Source organism: Bradyrhizobium sp. CSA112, assembly GCF_029051645.1.
In the GTDB taxonomy this organism is placed as follows: Bacteria; Pseudomonadota; Alphaproteobacteria; order Rhizobiales; family Xanthobacteraceae; genus Bradyrhizobium.
The window spans coordinates 63448-81488 of record NZ_JAACFS010000018.1; the positions used below are offsets into that span (position 1 = coordinate 63448).

15 protein-coding genes and 1 pseudogene are annotated in these 18041 nt (G+C 63.0%); 8 read left to right on the top strand and 8 right to left on the bottom strand.

Annotated elements, in window-relative coordinates:
- Positions 1 to 30: 30 nt before the first annotated feature.
- The 5 genes and pseudogenes from GWE18_RS25735 to GWE18_RS25755 form a co-directional block, all read right to left on the bottom strand.
- Positions 31 to 1158, bottom strand: a complete 1128-nt coding sequence (locus GWE18_RS25735) for an acyl-CoA dehydrogenase family protein (RefSeq protein ID WP_275188493.1) — start codon at positions 1156 to 1158, stop codon at positions 31 to 33.
- A 111-nt stretch (positions 1159 to 1269) separates the two neighbouring features.
- On the bottom strand, positions 1270 to 3141 hold the full coding sequence (locus GWE18_RS25740) for an AMP-binding protein (RefSeq protein ID WP_275188494.1): 1872 nt from the start codon (positions 3139 to 3141) through the stop codon (positions 1270 to 1272).
- A 78-nt stretch (positions 3142 to 3219) separates the two neighbouring features.
- Positions 3220 to 3324 (bottom strand): annotated as a pseudogene (locus GWE18_RS25745) (enoyl-CoA hydratase/isomerase family protein); the annotation flags it as partial.
- A gap of 183 nt (positions 3325 to 3507) precedes the next feature.
- Positions 3508 to 4266: an SDR family NAD(P)-dependent oxidoreductase gene (locus tag GWE18_RS25750; RefSeq protein WP_275188495.1), complete on the bottom strand. Its 759-nt coding sequence runs from the start codon at positions 4264 to 4266 to the stop codon at positions 3508 to 3510.
- A gap of 86 nt (positions 4267 to 4352) precedes the next feature.
- Positions 4353 to 5018, bottom strand: a complete 666-nt coding sequence (locus GWE18_RS25755; RefSeq protein WP_275188496.1) for a TetR family transcriptional regulator — start codon at positions 5016 to 5018, stop codon at positions 4353 to 4355.
- A gap of 148 nt (positions 5019 to 5166) precedes the next feature.
- Between GWE18_RS25755 and GWE18_RS25760 the strand changes: the two genes are divergently transcribed.
- The 4 genes from GWE18_RS25760 to mbfA all read left to right on the top strand — a co-directional run bounded on the left by GWE18_RS25760 (position 5167) and on the right by mbfA (position 10437).
- Positions 5167 to 6339, top strand: coding sequence for an acetyl-CoA C-acetyltransferase (locus tag GWE18_RS25760; protein ID WP_275188497.1), 1173 nt, complete (start codon positions 5167 to 5169; stop codon positions 6337 to 6339).
- Between the two features lie 189 nt (positions 6340 to 6528).
- A complete protein-coding gene (locus GWE18_RS25765; protein WP_275188498.1) occupies positions 6529 to 8070 on the top strand; it encodes an acyl-CoA synthetase in 1542 nt (513 codons plus the stop codon).
- A gap of 161 nt (positions 8071 to 8231) precedes the next feature.
- Positions 8232 to 9383 (top strand): alpha/beta hydrolase, encoded by a 1152-nt coding sequence (locus tag GWE18_RS25770; RefSeq protein WP_275188499.1) that lies wholly within the window; start codon positions 8232 to 8234, stop codon positions 9381 to 9383.
- Between the two features lie 82 nt (positions 9384 to 9465).
- Positions 9466 to 10437 carry an iron exporter MbfA gene (mbfA, locus tag GWE18_RS25775; RefSeq protein ID WP_275188500.1) on the top strand — a complete coding sequence of 324 codons (972 nt, stop codon included), beginning with the start codon at positions 9466 to 9468 and terminating at the stop codon, positions 10435 to 10437.
- A gap of 8 nt (positions 10438 to 10445) precedes the next feature.
- Here mbfA and GWE18_RS25780 read toward each other — a convergent pair whose 3' ends face one another.
- Positions 10446 to 10982: a GNAT family protein gene (locus GWE18_RS25780; protein WP_275188501.1), complete on the bottom strand. Its 537-nt coding sequence runs from the start codon at positions 10980 to 10982 to the stop codon at positions 10446 to 10448.
- 377 nt (positions 10983 to 11359) lie between these two features.
- Between GWE18_RS25780 and GWE18_RS25785 the strand changes: the two genes are divergently transcribed.
- The 3 genes from GWE18_RS25785 (at position 11360) to GWE18_RS25795 (ending at position 13849) form a co-directional block, all read left to right on the top strand.
- Positions 11360 to 12832, top strand: a complete 1473-nt coding sequence (locus GWE18_RS25785) for an amidase (RefSeq protein ID WP_275188502.1) — start codon at positions 11360 to 11362, stop codon at positions 12830 to 12832.
- 126 nt (positions 12833 to 12958) lie between these two features.
- Entirely contained in the window at positions 12959 to 13456 is a 498-nt protein-coding gene (locus tag GWE18_RS25790; protein WP_275188503.1) for a hypothetical protein, read from the top strand.
- Between the two features lie 39 nt (positions 13457 to 13495).
- Complete coding sequence (locus tag GWE18_RS25795) at positions 13496 to 13849, top strand: nuclear transport factor 2 family protein (protein WP_275188504.1); 354 nt, start codon at positions 13496 to 13498, stop codon at positions 13847 to 13849.
- A gap of 190 nt (positions 13850 to 14039) precedes the next feature.
- On the opposite strand, the gene GWE18_RS25800 is transcribed toward GWE18_RS25795, so the two are convergent.
- Both GWE18_RS25800 and GWE18_RS25805 read right to left on the bottom strand, forming a co-directional pair.
- Positions 14040 to 15128 carry a Zn-dependent alcohol dehydrogenase gene (locus GWE18_RS25800; RefSeq protein WP_275188505.1) on the bottom strand — a complete coding sequence of 363 codons (1089 nt, stop codon included), beginning with the start codon at positions 15126 to 15128 and terminating at the stop codon, positions 14040 to 14042.
- 52 nt (positions 15129 to 15180) lie between these two features.
- Complete coding sequence (locus tag GWE18_RS25805; RefSeq protein WP_275188506.1) at positions 15181 to 16950, bottom strand: acyl-CoA dehydrogenase family protein; 1770 nt, start codon at positions 16948 to 16950, stop codon at positions 15181 to 15183.
- 284 nt (positions 16951 to 17234) lie between these two features.
- On the opposite strand from GWE18_RS25805, the gene GWE18_RS25810 reads away from it, so the two are divergent.
- Positions 17235 to 17936 carry an SDR family NAD(P)-dependent oxidoreductase gene (locus GWE18_RS25810; protein WP_275188507.1) on the top strand — a complete coding sequence of 234 codons (702 nt, stop codon included), beginning with the start codon at positions 17235 to 17237 and terminating at the stop codon, positions 17934 to 17936.
- The last annotated feature ends 105 nt before the right edge of the window (positions 17937 to 18041 follow it).

Genomic DNA, 18041 nt, shown 5'->3' on the forward strand with positions numbered 1-18041 from the left:
CGCTCTACCCATCCTACGGTTCTCACAAGCTCACGCCGCGTTCTTCTTGCGCATGCGGTCGATCAACTGATCTTCCCAGTACGACAGGCTGCCGAGCGTCAGCGCGGTGGCGTTGGCGCGGCGGTAGTACATGTGGCAGTCGAACTCCCAGGTGAAACCCATGCCGCCATGAACCTGGATGTTGTTCTTGGAGCAGTGCTGGAACGCCTGCGTCGCGCTGATGCGCGCAGCCGCCGCGGCTTCCGGCAATTCGGACGCGTTGGTCGAGAGCGCCCAGGCGCCGTAATAGCAGTTGGAGCGTGCCAGCGTTGCCGAGACATACATATCGGCCAGCATGTGCTTCACCGCCTGGAACGAGCCGATCGGCCGGCCGAAGGCGATACGGTCGAGCGCATAATCGCGGCCCATTTCGAGCGCGCGGTCGGAGCCGCCGACCTGCTCGAACGCGAGCAGCACGGCGGCGCGGTCGAGCACCTGGGTCAGGATGCTCCAGCCTTCGCCGACTGCTCCCAGCGGCTCGGCCTTGGCGTTCTTGAAGGTGAGTTCGGCCTGGCCCCGGGTCGGATCGACATTGGTCAGCGACTTGGCTTCGACGCCGCCGGCCTTCAGGTCGACCAGGAACAGCGAGATGTCTGAATCGCGCTCGGTCGAGCCGGTGCGCGCGGCGACGACGGCGAAATCGGCGATCGCCCCATCCGGCACCGGCTTCTTCACGCCATTGAGCGTGCCGCTGGAAGCCTGCAGCTTGATTGCCTTCGGCGACGGATTGCCCTTGCCCTCGAACAGAGCCAACGTGCCGATCACCTCGCCGCTCGCGATCTTCGGCAGCCATTTCTGCTTCTGCGCGTCGGAGCCTGCCAGAAGCAGCGCTTCGGCGGCGAGGTAGGCGGTGGACGAGAACGGCACCGGCGCATTCGCGCGGCCCATTTCTTCCGCGATCACGCAGAGTTCAAGATGGCCTGCGCCCGCACCGCCGAACTCTTCCGGGATCGCGACGCCGAGGAAACCCATCTCGGCGAGCCCCTTCCACAACTCCTTGTCATACGGCGCCTTGCCGTCGAGCACCTCGCGCACGGCTTTCGGCGGGCACTTCTCGGCGAGAAACTTCCTCGCCGCGTCGCGCATCTGTTTTTGTTCGTCGGAGAAATCGAAGTTCATAGCGTGTTACTCGCGTTGTGTGATGGCTCTGTAGGATGGGTGGAGCGAAGCGATACCCATCAATTGTTGGTTTCGAATGATGGGTTTCGCTGCGCTCTACCCATCCTACGGTCAGTTCAAGATGATCACGTCCTCTTCCGGCTGATCGGCATAGAGCTTGTCCACCAGCGCGGCGCGACGCTCGAGGCCGGCGCGCTGGTTGATGTAGCCCTTGTCGGTGAGTTCGTTGCCGTCGATCGAGGGTGGCTCGGCCATCAGCATCGCCCGCGCAATCCGCATGCTGCTGCCGGTGGCGGACGCGTTATGCGTCTCCAGCCCGCGCTTCAGGCAGGCGATCACTTGGGGATGCCGGACCACATCCTCAAACGTCGCATCGGGATTGCCTGTTATCTGCCGGCAGGCGTGCAGATTGGGCCAGGCGAGCAGCCCGATGAACGGACGATCCTGTCCCGTGACCAGCGCATCGTGCACCACCGGCGTCGCGGCCGCGATCGCATCGGTGCGCAGCGAACCGACATGGACGAAGGTGCCGGTCGTGAGCTTGAAGTTCTCGACCACGCGGCCGGCGAAGATGATGCCCTGCAGCGGATCGTTGTCGTCGACGAACACGCCGGCATCGCCGATGCAGTAAAAGCCTTCCTCGTCGAACATCCTCTTGGTCAGATCGGGTTGGCCGAAATAGCCTGGGGTGACGTTGATGCCGCGCAATCGCAGCTCATACTTCGAGCCGCACGGCACCATCTTTAGTTCGACGCCGGGAAACGGCAGGCCGATCAGGCCGACGCGCTCGGTGTCCCAATAGGTGCCTGTCGAGGTCGGCGCGGTCTCGGTCGAGCCCCAGCCGGTATAGAACACGATGCGCTCGCCGGTGGTTTTCACCGCCAGCGCCTGCATGCGGTCGTAGAGATCATCCGGTAACCGCGCGCCGCCATAGGCCATGATGCTCAGGTTTTTGAAGAAGCTGCGGCACAGCGCGTCGTCCTTCTCCATGGCGGCGGCAAGCGCCGCGTAACCGGCAGGCACGTTGGCATAATAGGTCGGAGACACTTCGCGCAGGTTACGGATGGTCTCTTCGAACTGGCCGGGCATCGGCCGGCCGTCGTCGATATAGAGCGTACCGCCATCGACCAGGATCGGATGGAACGCCGCATTGCCGCCCATGGTATGATTCCAGGGCATCCAGTCCAGCACGGTCGCGACCGGCCCGCTGGGATCGCGCGGGCGCACCTGCATCATCATCGCCGCATTGGCGCACATCATTTCCTGCGTATTGATGACGGCCTTCGGCATGCCGGTCGAGCCCGAGGTGAACAGCAGCTTGCCGATGGTGTCAGGCGTAATTTTCGCAATCGACTCCTCGACCGCGTTCGTCACCGGCGTTGCGGCCAGATCGGCAAAGGACACGCTCTTGATGCCCTCGCAGGGCCGCGCGACGTGAACGACGGTGACACCGGTCAGATCGATCGCCCTGAGCGCCTTCTCGAAGGTCGGCCCGTCCTGCACCATCACGATCGCAGGCTTGATCAGATTGAACAGGTATTTGAGCTTGAGATGATCCTGGCTCATCAGCGAATAGGCCGGCGACACCGGCGCCGCCGGTAGCCGCGCCTGCATCGCGGCCTGCGTCATCAGCGCGTGCTCGATCGAATTGCCTGACAGGATCGCGACGGGCCTGCCTTCGGCAAGGCCGAGATCGAGCAGTCCCTGCGTCAGCCCGTCGACGATGCGCTTGGCTTCGCCGTAGGGGACTTTCCGCCATTGCCGGTCCGGGCCGCCGCGTTGCGCCAGCCAGATGCGCTCGGGCGCTTGCTTGGCCCATTTTGCCAGCGATGCCGGAATATGCTTCTCGTAAGCCTGCAGCGGGATGCGAGATTTCAGGATGATGACGCCATCAGGACGACGCTCGACCGCAATGTCACGCGCCAGCCATTCGATCTTGCGAAAGGCCGGCTTGGTCAACACTGCGGCAGCACTCCCACTCATATTGCGTCTCCCGGAATTTTTGTCCTTTGCGGATCTTGTCGTCATCGCCTGATATAGACAGGCTTTCGTTTCTCAAGGAAGCGCGTCGATCAGTGACGGATCGAGCGCGCTCAGGCTGTCCGGGCGATTAGGCGTGACCCAATCGATCCCGTCATGACGTTCGATCAGCAGCGGTTGAGTCACGGGGCGCTCCCTGCATCCGCGGATTGCGGCGCTCGTTGCTGCGCCCTCTCCCCCTGTGGGAGAGGGCTACACCGGCGTTAGCCGTGCATTCGATTCGGTGAGGGGTTGCCAACCGGAGAGGACCCCTCATCCGTCTTCGCGTTCCGCGAAGCCACCTTCTCCCACAAGGGGAGAAGGGAGGCGCTACCGCGGCCCCATGCGGATCGCGCCGTCGAGACGGATGGTCTCGCCGTTGAGCATCGGATTCTCGACGATGTGAACCGCCAGCGCGCCGTATTCGGCGGCATCGCCGAGGCGGGCCGGATGCGGCACCTGGGCGCCCAAGCTCTTGCGGGCCTCTTCATTCAGACCCATCAAGAGCGGCGTCAGGAACAGGCCGGGCGCGATGGTGTTGACGCGGATCTTGAGGCTGGCGAGGTCGCGGGCTGCCGGCAGCGTGAGGCCGACGACGCCGCCTTTCGAGGCCGAATAGGCGATCTGGCCGATCTGGCCTTCGTAGGCCGCGACGGAAGCGGTGTTGATGGCGACGCCGCGCTCCTCGCCGACCGGCGGCGCCGTGGCGAGCCGCTCGGCGAACAGGCGCAGCACGTTGAAGGTGCCTATCAGATTGACGTTGATGATGCGGACGAATTTTGCCAGCGGATAGACGCCGTCCTTGCCGACGGTGCGCTGCGATCCGCCGATGCCGGCGCAGTTCATCAGCACGCGGGCGATGCCGTGCGCGGCTTCGGCTTTCGCAATCGCCGCCTTGATGGCTTCCTCGTCGGTGACGTCGGCGTGCAGCGCAACGCCCTTCACTTCGGCGGCGACCTTTTCGGCGTTTTCCTTGTTCTGGTCGATCACGCCGATTTTCGCGCCCTTGGCGGCCATGGCGCGGGCGGTCGCGGCACCGAGGCCCGAACCACCGCCGGTGATGAGAACGGCAACGTCTTGCAACTGCATTTTAGAGGACCTTTCCTTGGATGTTTTCTTCTCTAGATCTGGCGAATAGCGAATAGGGAGTAGCGAATGGCGCAGATGACCATTCGCTATTCGCTACTCGCCATTCGCCCATTCAGCATTCCGCTGCAGATCAGCGCTTCCATGTGCTTGATATACTCGCGGCAGACGTCGTCGGTGACGGGACCGACCCCGGTCGCGCGCGACATAGCGTGGCGGCCGAAGAACAGGTGATCGCAGGCGCCGATCAGGCTGGTATAGAACAGCACCGGATCGATATCGCGGAATTCACCGGCCTTGACGCCTTCGGCGAGCAGGCGGCGGTGAAAGTCCAAGAGCGGCGCGACGAAGAATTTCGAGACTTCGTCGGCGGCTTCCGGGCTGCTCTCATGCAGGAGATAGTGGATCAGCCGGTTCATATAGGGGAACTGGTGATAGGCACGGATGATGCCGCCGATATGCAGGCGCAACTTGGCGGTCGGCGAGATCGGCTGGTTGATCAGGTATTCGAGCCCCGACATCTCGGTCGCGGCGTCCCGCGCCAGCAGCGCCAACAACAGCCCGTCCTTGTTGCCGAAATGATATTTCACCAGTGCGGCGTTGACGCCGGACTTCTGCGCGATGTCGGAAAGCGACACTTCGATCGAGGCGCGCTCGATCATCAGTTCGCTCGCCGCGACAAGCAGCTTCTCGGCGGTGGCATTTTTGCCGCCCGGAAGCCTCGTCGGTACGCTGGTATTCAATTGCGATGCCATCACTGCCTGCCGGAAGTCCGGGCCGCACATAAGCGCATGCCGCGGCTGCACTCAAGAGTTAATTGATTGATTGACTAAATCCCGCAGTGCCCCTTAAATCCGGCCAATCCATCAAACGCCATCCATAACAATCCAAGGGAGAACAGACATGGCCGAGGCCTATATCGTCGCCGCCGCACGCACCGCGGGTGGCCGCAAGGGGGGACGTCTGGCGGGCTGGCATCCGGCCGACCTTGCCGCTTCCGTGCTGGATTCGCTGGTCGACCGCACCAGGGTTGATCCCGCCCAGATCGAGGACGTGATCATGGGCTGCGTGATGCAGGCCGGCGAGCAGTCCAACAACATCGCCCGCAACGCGGTGATGGCCTCAAAACTTCCCGAGAGCGTGCCCGCCACCTCGGTCGACCGCCAGTGCGGCTCGTCGCAGCAGGCGCTGCATTTCGCGGCGCAAGCGGTGATGGCCGGTTCGATGGACATTGTCATCGCTGCCGGCGTGGAGTCGATGACGCGCGTGCCGATGGGCCTTGCCTCGCAGCTTCCCGCCAAGAACGGCTTTGGCCATTACAAGAGCCCGGGCATCGAAAAGAAATATCCGAACATCATGTTCAGCCAGTTCACCGGCGCGGAGATGATGGCGGAGAAGTACGGGCTCTCCAAGGACCAGCTCGACGAGTATTCCTACAACAGCCACCAGCGCGCGATCGCCGCCACGCAAGCCGGCAAGTTCAAGGACGAGATCGTTCCGCTGCAGGTCACCCGCGCCGACAATACGGCCGACACCCACCATATCGACGAAGGCATCCGCTTCGACGCCAGCCTCGACGGCATCAAGGGCGTCAAGCTGATCGCCGAGAACGGCAAGCACACCGCAGCCAGCGCCAGCCAGATCTGCGATGGAGCCTCCGGCGTCCTGGTTGTCAACGAACGCGGCCTGAAGTTGCTCGGCGTAAAACCGCTGGCGCGCATCCATCACATGACCATGATGGGCGGCGATCCCGTCATCATGCTGGATGCGCCGTTGCACGCCACCAAGCGGGCACTGGAGAAGGCCGGCATGTCGATCGACGACATCGACCTGTTCGAGGTCAACGAGGCCTTCGCCGCCGTGCCGGTCGCGTGGCTGCAGGCCACCGGCGCCGATCCGGAAAGGCTCAATGTCAATGGCGGCGCCATCGCGCTCGGCCATCCGCTCGGCGGCTCCGGCACCAAGTTGATGACCACCCTGGTCAACGCGCTCAAGCAGCGGGGCAAGCGCTACGGCCTGCAGACCATGTGCGAAGGCGGCGGCATGGCCAACGTGACGATCGTCGAACGGCTGTAAGAAAGCGGCTGCTGAACTGCTAGACGCGTCCACATAAAAGGTGTCGTCCCGGCCTTGAGCCGGGACCCATAACCACAGGTGAGCGTGGTTACATAAAGCTGGAGCTCCAGCTTGCTTGAACAATGACCCGCAGTGGTTATGGGTCCCTGCGTTCGCAGGGACGACAAAAATAAATCCGAGGAAACGTCTGTGACCCACCCCTCTATCCACGCCCGCAGCCAGCCGAACAAGATCGCCTATCAGATGGCGGGGACAGGCAAGGCGATCACCTATCGCGAACTCGACGAGCTCTCGAACCAGGGCGCGCAATTGTTTCGCAAGCTCGGCCTAAACGCCGGCGACCACATCGCGCTCTTGATGGAAAACCGCCTCGCTTTCATGGAAATCTGCTGGGCGGCGCAGCGCGCAGGTCTCTATTACACCGCGATCAGCCGCTATCTGACGCAGGACGAGATCGCCTACATCGTCAGGGATTGCGGCGCAAAAGTCTTCATCACCACGCCGAGATGCGCCGAACAGGTCAGGAGCCTTGTCGGCCAGTCTGACGGGCCGCTGCTCTACATGATCGACGAGCCGGAGCCTGGCTTCCGTTCGTATGACAAGGAAGCCGCCGCGCAGCCGGCTACGCCGATATCGGATGAAGTGGCGGGCTACGACATGCTCTATTCCTCCGGCACCACCGGGCGGCCGAAGGGCATCAAGAAGGAGTTCGAGGGCAAGGCGATCGACGTGCCGAACCCACTGCTGAAAATTCTCTGCGCCGACATGTGCGGCATGTCGTCCGACAGCATTTATCTGTCGCCGGCGCCGCTCTATCATGCGGCTCCATTGCGCTTCAACATGATGGCGATCACGCTCGGCGGCACCTCCATCATCATGGAACATTTTGACGCCGAGGAATTTCTGAGACTGGTCGAGAAATACAAGGTCACGCAGTCGCAGCTCGTCCCGACCATGTTCGTGCGCATGCTGAAGCTACCGGACGAGGTTCGCGCGGCTTACGACGTCTCGTCGCTGAAGGGCGCCATTCACGCTGCGGCCCCCTGCCCGGTCGACGTGAAAGCAAAAATGATCGAATGGTGGGGACCGATCCTGATCGAGTATTACGCCGGCTCCGAAGGCAACGGCGTCACGGTTTCGACCTCGCAGCAATGGCTGACCCATCGCGGCACCGTCGGCCGCGCCGTGGTCGGCAAGGTCAAGATCCTCGACGAGAATGACGAGGAGCGGCCGGTGGGTGAAATCGGCACGGTCTATTTCGCCGATGCGCCGGTCTTCACCTATCACAACGACCCCGAGAAAACGAAGAAGGCCTACAACGACAAGGGCTGGTCGACGCTCGGCGACGTCGGCTATCTCGACGCGGAAGGCTTTCTCTATCTCACCGACCGCAAGAGCTACATGATCATCTCCGGCGGCGTAAACATCTACCCGCAGGAGACCGAGGACGTGCTGATCACCCATCCCGCCGTCTCCGACGTCGCCGTGTTCGGCGTGCCGAACGAGGAAATGGGCGAAGAGGTCAAGGCCGTAGTGCAGCCGCACGACATGACAAAGGCGGGAAAGGCGCTCGAGGCCGAACTGATCGCGTTCTGCCGAAAAAATCTGTCCCCGGTCAAATGCCCGAAGAGCATCGACTTCGAGGCGGAACTGCCGCGCACGCCGACCGGAAAACTGGTGAAACGGCATCTGCGCGACAAATACTGGCCGAAGCCGGCGGCGAAGACATAGCTTCCTTCCCTTCTCCCCGTGTGGGAGAAGGTGCCTTCCCGAAGGGAAGGCGGATGAGGGGTATGTCTCCGCGGAAACAACCCCTCACCCGTCTCGAATGAGCTTACGCTCATTCGATCCACCCTCTCCCACAAGGGGAGAGGGGAAGAGAGGCGCAAACAATGACCATCCTCCCCGAGATCCCGCTCCCCTCCTCCATCCGCTCGCGCTACGTCGACGACATCAACGGCCTGCGCATGCACGTGCTGGAAGCCGGCTTCGAGACCCGCGGCAGGCCTTGCGTGCTGCTGCTGCACGGCTTTCCCGAACTCGCCTTCAGTTGGCGCAAGGTGATGCCGGTTCTCGCAGAAGCCGGCTATCACGTGATCGCGCCGGACCAGCGCGGCTATGGCCGCACTACCGGATGGGATCCGGATTATGACGGCGACCTCGCCTCGTTCCGGCTCCCCAATCTGGTGCGCGATGCGCTGGGGCTGGTATCGGCATTCGGCTATCGCAGCGTCGACGCCGTCATCGGGCATGATTTCGGCTCGTCGGTCGCCGCATGGTGCGCGCTGATCCGGCCGGACGTGTTTCGCTCCGTCGTCATGATGAGCGCGCCGTTCGGCGGCCCGCCGTCACTGCCCTTCAACACCGCCGACGGCGCGGCCATATCAGCAGCAGAAGATCCCATTCATTGCGATCTTGCCGCGCTGCCGCGCCCGCGAAAACATTACCAGTGGTACTATTCGACGCGCGAGGCGAACAACGACATGCACCACGCGCCGCAGGGCGTGCATGATTTTCTCCGTGCCTATTACCACCACAAGAGCGCGGACTGGAAAGCCAACAAGCCCTACCCGCTCAAATCCTGGACGGCGGACGAAATTGCGAAACTCCCGACCTATTATGTGATGGACCTCGCCAAGGACATGGCCGCCACCGTGGCGGAAGAAATGCCGTCGGCCGCTGAAATCGCCGCCAACAAATGGCTGCCGGACAGCGAGCTTTCCTTCTACAGCGCCGAGTATGAACGCAACGGATTCCAGGGCGGCCTGCAATGGTATCGCTGCGGCACCTCGGGCGCGTTCCTGCCGGAATTGCAGACGTGGTCGGGCCGCACCATCGACGTGCGCTCCGCCTTCATCTCCGGCAAGCAGGACTGGGGCACCTATCAGCGCCCCGGCGTGTACGAGGCCATGCAGAAGGCCTGCACCAACATGATCGGCTGCAATCTCGTCGATGGCGCGGGCCACTGGGTGCAGCAGGAGCAGGCTAACGAGGTGAGCTGGTTGCTGGTGCAATTCCTGCGAGGGGCGAAAACAAGCTCGTAGACGAAGGCGAACCAGGCCACGGCCGGCAATTGACCGCGGCGACAGCCAATATTAGAATAATTCTAAACTAAGGCGCTGTCCCGTGAAGAATTTCGCCGATCTCACCGAGCGCGAAGTGCTGGCCGTTGCGATCTCTTCCGAGGAGGAAGACAGCCGCATTTACATGACCTTCGCGGAAGACCTCGCCGCGCGCTATCCGGATTCGGCCAAGGTGTTCGAGGAGATGGCCGAGGAAGAACGCGGCCACCGTCACCGTTTGCTCGAGCTTTATGAGAAGCGTTTCGGGACGCATCTGCCGCCGATCCGCCGCGAGGACGTCAAGGGATTCCTGAGGCGACGCCCGATCTGGCTGACCAAAAACCTGCCGCTCGACACCATCCGCAAGGAGGCCGAGACGATGGAGCTCCAGGCCGAGCAGTTTTACATCAAGGCTGCAGAGCAGGCCGAGGACGTCGGCGTACGCCGCTTGCTCGGCGACCTCGCCGAAGAGGAAAAGGGCCACGAGAAACTCGCGATCAAACTCACCGGCGAAATCTTGAAGCCCGACGTGCGCGCTGAAGAGGATCGGACGCGGCGGCGCATGTTCGTGCTGCAATATGTGCAGCCGGGACTGGCCGGCCTGATGGATGGTTCGGTCTCGACGCTGGCGCCGCTGTTCGCGGCGGCCTTCGCCACACATCAGAACTGGCAGACGTTTTTGGTGGGACTAGCCGCCTCGATCGGCGCCGGCATCAGCATGGGGTTTGCCGAAGCACTGTCCGACGATGGCTCGCTCACCGGGCGCGGCTCGCCCTGGCTGCGCGGCTTGACCTGCGGGTTGATGACCACGCTGGGCGGTATCGGCCACACCCTGCCCTATCTCGTTCCCGACTCCTGGCCGAACGCGTTCTGGATCGCGACCGTGATCGCCTGCATCATCGTGTTCTTCGAACTGTGGGCAATCGCCTTTATCCGCGCGCGATATATGGACACACCATTCCTGCAAGCGGTGTTCCAGATCGTGCTGGGCGGCGTCATCGTGCTCGCGGTCGGGATATTGATCGGGACGGCGTAGCCGGTGTCTCAGTTCGCACTCACGGCGTCTCCCGCGATCCGGCCGAACATTCGAAAATCATGGAACGCGCCCTTGAACCATGCCTTTTGCCGCAACGTGCCTTCATAATGAAAGCCTGACTTTTCCAGCACGCGGTCGGACGCGGCATTACCGGGCATCGTCCAGGCATCGATACGATTGAGCCTGAAGGTCTCATGTCCGCACGCGACCACGGCCCGCACCGCCTCCGTCATCAGGCCCCTGCCCCAATAATCCGGATGCAACTCGTAGCCGATTTGGCCGCACCGCCATTTCTTCTCGAAACTGTTGAAGCGGATCGCGCCGGCCAGCGCCTTTGAGCCGCTGATCTCGATGATCCAGGCACACCCCTTGCCGGAGCCGTGGACCTTGGACATCCAGCGCACGAAACGTTCGACCTGCGTCGTGGACGGCGCGTCGGGCCAATTGGAAAAACGCGTTACGTCGGGAACCGACAATAACGCCCGAAACGCAGGGACGTCCTTTGGCGCCGCGGCCCGCAAGGTCAGCCGCTTGGTGGACAACATGGGAAATTTCCGGCTCGCGCTGGGCGGCATGGTTTCCTCTGCCCGTTGATTTTGGTTCGCAGACATTCCGGACGAGTGGCATCAACTGCCGTTGAGCCCGCCGATCTCGGGGAAGAACATGTCCTTCCGAAGCAGGCTCGTGCTTGATGGCGCCGACCCGGCGCATGAATTTTGCGAATTTCATCTGCGCCGATCTCATCGGAGCCTCCCGCGCTGTTTTCATTTTTCGTTGAACGGAAGACTAGCGCGCAAACGGTGTTGCCGCCAAGAGAATAGCAATGTGACCGTTCTGCCGCTGTACAGCTATTGCTCTTGCGGCATGCGCGCAAACTGAGCATCATCCGCGCCGCATTCGAAAAACAGAGCGGGAGTACGCCTTGGCCAAATCGCAATGGAGTTTCAAGACCGCCGTCGAACTGTCCTCTGCGCTTGCTGACAGGAAAGTCTCAGCGGTCGAACTGGCAGAGGACGCGATCAGCCGGATCGAGCGGCACGATGCGAAGATCAATGCAATCTGCGTTCGCGATTTCGAGCGTGGCCTTGCGGCGGCCCGTGCCGCCGACGCCGAACTCGCGCGCGGCGTGAAGAAGCCGCTGCTCGGTCTCCCCGTGACGGTCAAGGAATCCTACAACATCGCAGGCCTGCCGACGACCTGGGGCATTCCGGCGCAGAAGGATTTTACGCCGACCGAGGACGCACTCTCGATCACGCGCGTCAAGGACGCTGGCGGCGTGATCCTTGGCAAGACCAACGTCCCGCTCGGGCTTGGCGACTGGCAGAGCTACAATGATATCTACGGCACGACCAATAACCCGTTCGATCTCGGCCGCACGCCGGGCGGCTCCTCCGGCGGATCGTCGGCGGCGCTCGCCGCGGGCTACGGGCCGCTGTCGCTCGGCTCCGACATCGGCGGCTCGCTGCGCGTTCCGGCATTCTATTGCGGCGTCTATGCGCACAAACCGACCTTCGGGCTGGTGCCCGGACGCGGCCACACGCCGCCGCCGTTCCAGCCGCTACCGCTCGACCGCGACCTTGCCGTGGTCGGTCCGATGGCGCGCAGCGCCGCCGATCTCTCCCTGCTGCTCGATACGATCGCAGGGCCCGATCCGCTGGAGGCCGGCAAGGGCTACAAGCTCGCACTGCTGCCGCCGCGCCAGACAGCGCTGAAGGATTTTCGCGTGCTGGTGGTCGAGACTGATCCGGTCATGCCGACCGACAAGACGGTGCGCGGCACGATCGATACGCTCGCCGGCAATCTCGGCAAGGCCGGCGCCAAGGTCGAGCGCAACAGTCCGCTGTTGCCGAACTTTGCGGAGTCGTCCCGGCTCTATATGCGGATGCTGATGTCGTTCCTCGCCGCGTCCTTCCCGCCGGAAGGCTACGCCGGCGCGCAGGCTGCCGCTGCGGCGCTATCCACCGACGACACCAGCCTTGGCGCCGAGCGCCTGCGCGGGATCGTGCTCAGTCACCGCGACTGGCTGATGGCCGATGGCGGACGCGCTCGCCTGCGCGCGCAGTGGCGCGAACTGTTCAAGACTTACGATGCGGTGATCTGCCCAATCATGCCCACGCCGGCCTATCCGCACGATCATTCCGACGACCAGGAGAAGCGCCGCATCAAGGTCGACGACAAGGATTACGTCTATCCAGACCAGCTCTCCTGGCCCGGCATCGCCACGCTCCCCGGCCTGCCCTCGACCGCGATCCCGACCGGCTTTTCGCCGGACGGATTGCCGGTCGGCGTGCAGATCGTCGGCCCGTGGCTGGAGGACCGCACGCCGCTGAAGCTGGCGGAATTGATCGAGCGCGAGTTCGGCGGCTTCAAACCGCCGCCGATGTTTGATGATTGAAGACGCTGCGTGGCAGGAGTTGCGCGCAAGCGCACCTCCTCGCCACGAGGGTGAAGCGGGACCGTTGAAAGCGCCATGCGGACTTTCATTCAAAGCGTCATCGCCGTCGTTGCCGGCTTCCTGCTGATGTGGCCGCTTGGCTATGCCTATGCCGCGCTCGGCTGGCCAACATTCCACTTGTGGGGGCTGATGCATGGCACATTTGTCGCGGCCTGGCCCGCCCTGTCGATTCTGGCATTCCTGGCACTGGGGTATCTGCCGCTTTTCCGGAGCATCGACGATGCCGCGCTTCTGATGGCCGGCCTTGTTTGGGGTCTGTTGCTGGCCACTGCTTTCAACATCCGCCACGCTCTCGGCTTTGAGATTGCCTATGGCCTGTTCAGCGCCACGGCCGTTATCGTTGCAGCATTATGCACTTTTGCCAAACACCGGCTCCGTTTGGCGCTGCTCGTGATATCGCCGCTTGTATTCCTGAACTTGGATCTTCTGCTGGCGCCACCGACGCTTGAACAAACCATCTTTGATCTCAAGGCGCTCTTGCCGCCACTCGCCTTCTCGCTTGCGGGTTACGTGCTTGGCTCGCTCGCCCGCGTCGTGATCAAGCGCCCCCCGAGAACAGCATGATGGCCACTCTGCATTGACGAACAAGGACCGGAGGAAATCATGAACAACGACCTCGCCGAGCTGACAGAGCTCAACCGCGACTACGTCGCTTCCGTCCAGAACTCCGACGTCAAACGCTTCGACGAAATTCTTGCCGCCGACTTCTACTGTTCGAACCCCGACAAGTCGCTGGTCGATCGCGCCGAGTTTCTGAAACAGACGGCAGTACCCGTGACCATCAAGAACCTCACCGCGCACGACGTGAAAATCCGCATCCTTGGCGATTTCGCCATCATCCACGCCGCCACCAGCTATACGACCGCCGATGGCCAGCAGGCCCACGGGCGCTATACCGATTGCTGGGCGAGACAGAACGGCAAATGGCTCGCGGTGTCCGCGCACGTGTCGCGGTAGGCCGAGCTCTCACCGCGTCGTCCCTGCCTAGTGCGCAATTGCGCACGGGAGCAGGGACCCATAACCACCGCTGCATGTCGGGAGAGAGGCCGTCTCCCCGTGTGCCATTTCCTTCGGCCGCGGCGTATGGGTCCCGGCGCCTGATGCGCAATTGCGCACGAGGCCGGGACGACATCGCGTGCTACACCCCTCACGCATCGAACATGATCACGCTGCGCAGCGTCTTGCCGGCCTTCATGTTGGCAAAGCCCTCGTTGATCTCGGAGAGCTTCAGCTTGGCCGAGATCCAGTCCTCCAGATGCAGCTTGCCGCGCATGTAGAATTCGACCAGGCGGGGCATGTCGACGCGGAAATGGTTGGAACCCATCGACGAGCCCTGGATGCGGCGCTCGCGCAGGAAGTCGAAACCGTGCAGCTCGATCTTCTGGCCGAACGGAATCATGCCGACGATGGTTGCGGTGCCGCCCGCTGCCAGCATCGCAAAGGACTGCTCCGCGGTTTCCTTGCGACCGAGCACCTCGAAGGAGTGATGCACGCCGCCGCCGGTGAGTTCACGCACCTGCTGCACCACGTCACCCCTCGCGGGATCGACGATGTCGGTCGCGCCCAGCTTGGTCGCAAGCTGCAGCTTGGCCGGGTTGGTGTCGATCGCGATGATGCGGCCGGCGCCGGCGATCGCGGCGCCATTGATCGCGGCCATGCCGACGCCGCCGCAGCCGATCACCGCGACGGTTTCGCCGGCCTGAACCTTGGCCGTGTTGACCACAGCGCCATAGCCCGTGATGACGCCGCAGCCGATCAGCGCCGCGAGCTCCAGCGGCATGTCCTTGCGGATTTTGACGATGGCGTTTTCGTGCACCAGCATCTGCTCGGCGAACGACGACAGATTGAGGAATTGGTTGAGTTTCTCCGCGCGCGCCCAGGACAGGCGGTTGGACTGGCCGGGCAGCATCTTCACGGTGGTGTCGGTGCACAGCACCGTGCGGCCGGTGGTGCAGTTGTCGCAGGTGCCGCAGAACACCGACAGGCAGGTCACGACGTGATCGCCGGGTTTTACATAGGTGACGTCGGAGCCGACCTTTTCGACGACACCGGCGGATTCATGCCCGAGCACCGCAGGCAGCGGATGCGGGTAGAGCCCCTCCATAAAGTGCAGGTCGGAGTGACAGAGGCCGGCGACGCGCGTGCGGATCAAAACTTCGCGCGGGCCGGGGTTCGGCACGCTTACATCCTCGATCACCAGCGGCGTGTTGACTTCATGCAGAACAGCGGCCTTCATCGGTGCCTCCCCTTCAATTTCTGTTATTTTTTAAACCAGAACTGAAGCCAGCCTACGCTGCGACGAGCAATTCGCCAACCTCGGCCATGCCGACGCTGCGATCGCCGAGCAGATGGCCCGTGATGGCGCGTTGGGTAACATTTTCCGCAAGCCGGAACGGGTCGCCCGCCGAGACGCGATGGTCGATGACCATGCGCGACAGCAACAGCCGCCTGGCGTCGCCACGCATCTCGTGAATACGCCCGCCCTCCCAAGTCAGCGCCACCGCGCTGGCGACATGATAGAGCAGGCTGGTGGCGCGCCGCGCATCGCCCTCATTGTCGCTGCGGCTTGCCACTTCGCGCGCAAAGCCGACGGAGCGATCGGTCAATTCGCGCAGGCGGTTGCGCCAGGCCTGCGGTACGTTGGCGCTGTCGTCGAGACGGGCGTGCAGATCGGCGGCGAGCGCGGCATCGGCGCCATGACGGCCGACGGCACGCGTGAGCGCATCGATCGCGACGATATTTCCGGTGCCTTCCCAGATCGAGCCGAGATGCGCGTCGCGCAGCAGCCTCGCGGTCGCGAATTCCTCGATGTAGCCGATGCCGCCGCGCATCTCCAACGCATCGCCGCAGACTTTTCGGGCGTCGCGGGTGGCGCGGAATTTCAGGGTCGGGGTCAGGATCCGTAACAGTGCTGCCGCATCCTGGCTGCCGGCCTCCGCGCGATCGAGCGCGTCCGCCGTGAGGAAGCTCATCGACAGCGCCTGCTCGGTCGGCAACATGATCTTCATCAATTGCCGCCTCGCCAGCGGCAGATCGATGATCCTCTGGCCAAACACCACGCGGTTTCTCGCCACCGTCATCGCATCATGATGCGCGCGCCGCATCAGCGCGGTGGACTTGACCCCGTTGGAAAGCCGGGACGAATTGACCATCTCCGCCATCTGCACGAAGCCGCGATCGAGCTTGCCGACGGCATAGGCGATCGCGCCCTCGAACCTGATTTCGCCCGAGGCCATCGAGCGGGTGCCGAGCTTGTCCTTCAGGCGGACGATCCGGTAGTGATTCTGCGACCCGTCGTCGAGATACCGCGGCATCAGGAACAACCCGACGCCGCGCGTGCCCGGGCCCGCCCCTTCCGGCCGCGCCAGCAGCATCACCACCTTGGCGTCGGCGTTGGAGCAGAACCACTTCTCGCCATAGAGCCGCCAGTGATCACCTTCCTGCACGGCCGCCGTCGTCAGCGTGCCGACGTCAGAGCCGCCCTCCTTCTCGGTCATGAACTGGCCGCCCTGGGTCAGCCTGCTCATATCGGTCTGGGTCAGGCCGTCGAGATATTTCGCCTTCAACGCTTCGCTGCCGAAATTGTTGAGCAGCTTGGCGCAACCGTCGGTGACGTTGATCGGACACCCCATGCCGAACTCGGTCTGATTGAACAGAAACGTGAAGGCGTGCTTGGCCACGACAGGGTATTTATCCGGCCAGCCCATGATGCCCTTGCGGATCGACATCGCGTGAATGCCGAACTCGCCGAACGCGGCCTTTTCCAGCTCGCGGTAGGCCGGATGGTATTCGATGTATTGGCTGTCGCGCCCGAACTTGTCGCGCTGATGCAAGATCGGCGTGTGACGATCGGCGAGCCGCGCGCATTCGTCGAGATAACCGCCGGCCAGTTCGCCGAGGCGATCGAGATGCGGCTCGATATGGCGAAACAGCGCATCGGGGAGATGCAGCCGCAGCAGATCTGTTAGCGCCGGATCGGCCCGGTAGAAATTCATTCCCGTCGTATCAGGCGCGAGCAAGCCCGGCTGGTTTGCCGAAGCCGCCCCGCGATCATGCATGATTGGATGCATATTTAGCCCTTGTTCGTTCCGCCCGATCTTGATCATCTACCGATAACGCAGGCCATCACGCCGTCAACAAGCATAATTGGAGAACCACCCCATGGCGGACGGATACCGCATCATCGGCACCGAGTTATTTCCGCTACAAGGACATTCCGCTCCATCGGATTTTGCGAGATGCGGCCAATAGGCGCGATCTCGAGCCTATCACCGTTTCGGCAGGTTGCCCGGCGGGATTGCGTGCCTAGATAACAAGTCCCGGCCTTCCCTGGAGAGCGCTCATGGAAATTCCGAAATACAAGATTGCCCTGATCGTCGGCGTCGGCGAGGGATTGAGCGCATCGCTGGCGCGCCTGTTCGCGCGCGAAGGCATCAAGGTTGCGCTCGCCGCGCGCAAGATCGAAAAGCTCGGCGCGCTCTGCGCCGAAACCGGCGCCCGTGCCTTTGCCTGCAACGCCACCGATGCCGAGGAGGTCGAGCGTCTCTTTGGCATGGTGGAGCGCGAGATCGGCACGCCCGACCTCGTCGTCTACAACGCCAGCGGACGGGCGCGCGGCGCCTTTACCGACCTCGTGCCGGCGGATGTTGCGCAGGCAATTGCCGTTTCGGCCTTCGGCGGCTTTCTGGTGGCGCAGCAGGCGGCGCAGCGCATGCTGCCGAACAGGCATGGCGCGATCCTGTTCACCGGCGCTTCCGCCAGCGTCAAGGGCTATCCGCAGTCGGCACCGTTCGCGATGGGCAAGTTCGCGTTGCGCGGGCTTGCCCAGAGCATGGCCCGCGAATTGGCGCCGCAAGGCATTCATGTCGCGCATTTCGTCATCGACGGCGGCATCCGCAGCGCCGCCCGCGCCGAACCTGCCGACAGGCCGGACTCGATGCTCGATCCCGACGCCATCGCATTGAGCTATTGGAGCGTCCTGCAACAGCCGCGCAGCGCCTGGACGTGGGAGGTTGAGTTGCGGCCGTGGGTGGAGAAGTTTTAGCAGCCAATGCCGTCATTCCGGGGCGCGAAGCGAACTATGGTGCGCAATTGCGCACCTGAGAATCTCGAGATTCCGGATCTGGTGCTAGCGCACCATCCCGGAATG

Excerpts from the sequence above, each read along its gene's own strand:
- GWE18_RS25800 (WP_275188505.1), bottom strand. The coding sequence starts at position 15,128 with ATGAAGGCCGCTGTTCTGCATGAAGTCAACACGCCGCTGGTGATCGAG.
- GWE18_RS25750 (WP_275188495.1), bottom strand. The coding sequence starts at position 4,266 with ATGCAGTTGCAAGACGTTGCCGTTCTCATCACCGGCGGTGGTTCGGGC.
- GWE18_RS25740 (WP_275188494.1), bottom strand. The coding sequence starts at position 3,141 with ATGAGTGGGAGTGCTGCCGCAGTGTTGACCAAGCCGGCCTTTCGCAAG.
- GWE18_RS25760 (WP_275188497.1), top strand. The coding sequence starts at position 5,167 with ATGGCCGAGGCCTATATCGTCGCCGCCGCACGCACCGCGGGTGGCCGC.
- GWE18_RS25795 (WP_275188504.1), top strand. The coding sequence starts at position 13,496 with ATGAACAACGACCTCGCCGAGCTGACAGAGCTCAACCGCGACTACGTC.
- GWE18_RS25805 (WP_275188506.1), bottom strand. The coding sequence starts at position 16,950 with ATGCATGATCGCGGGGCGGCTTCGGCAAACCAGCCGGGCTTGCTCGCG.
- GWE18_RS25735 (WP_275188493.1), bottom strand. The coding sequence starts at position 1,158 with ATGAACTTCGATTTCTCCGACGAACAAAAACAGATGCGCGACGCGGCG.
- GWE18_RS25755 (WP_275188496.1), bottom strand. The coding sequence starts at position 5,018 with ATGGCATCGCAATTGAATACCAGCGTACCGACGAGGCTTCCGGGCGGC.
- GWE18_RS25790 (WP_275188503.1), top strand. The coding sequence starts at position 12,959 with ATGTGGCCGCTTGGCTATGCCTATGCCGCGCTCGGCTGGCCAACATTC.
- GWE18_RS25770 (WP_275188499.1), top strand. The coding sequence starts at position 8,232 with ATGACCATCCTCCCCGAGATCCCGCTCCCCTCCTCCATCCGCTCGCGC.
- GWE18_RS25810 (WP_275188507.1), top strand. The coding sequence starts at position 17,235 with ATGGAAATTCCGAAATACAAGATTGCCCTGATCGTCGGCGTCGGCGAG.
- GWE18_RS25780 (WP_275188501.1), bottom strand. The coding sequence starts at position 10,982 with ATGTTGTCCACCAAGCGGCTGACCTTGCGGGCCGCGGCGCCAAAGGAC.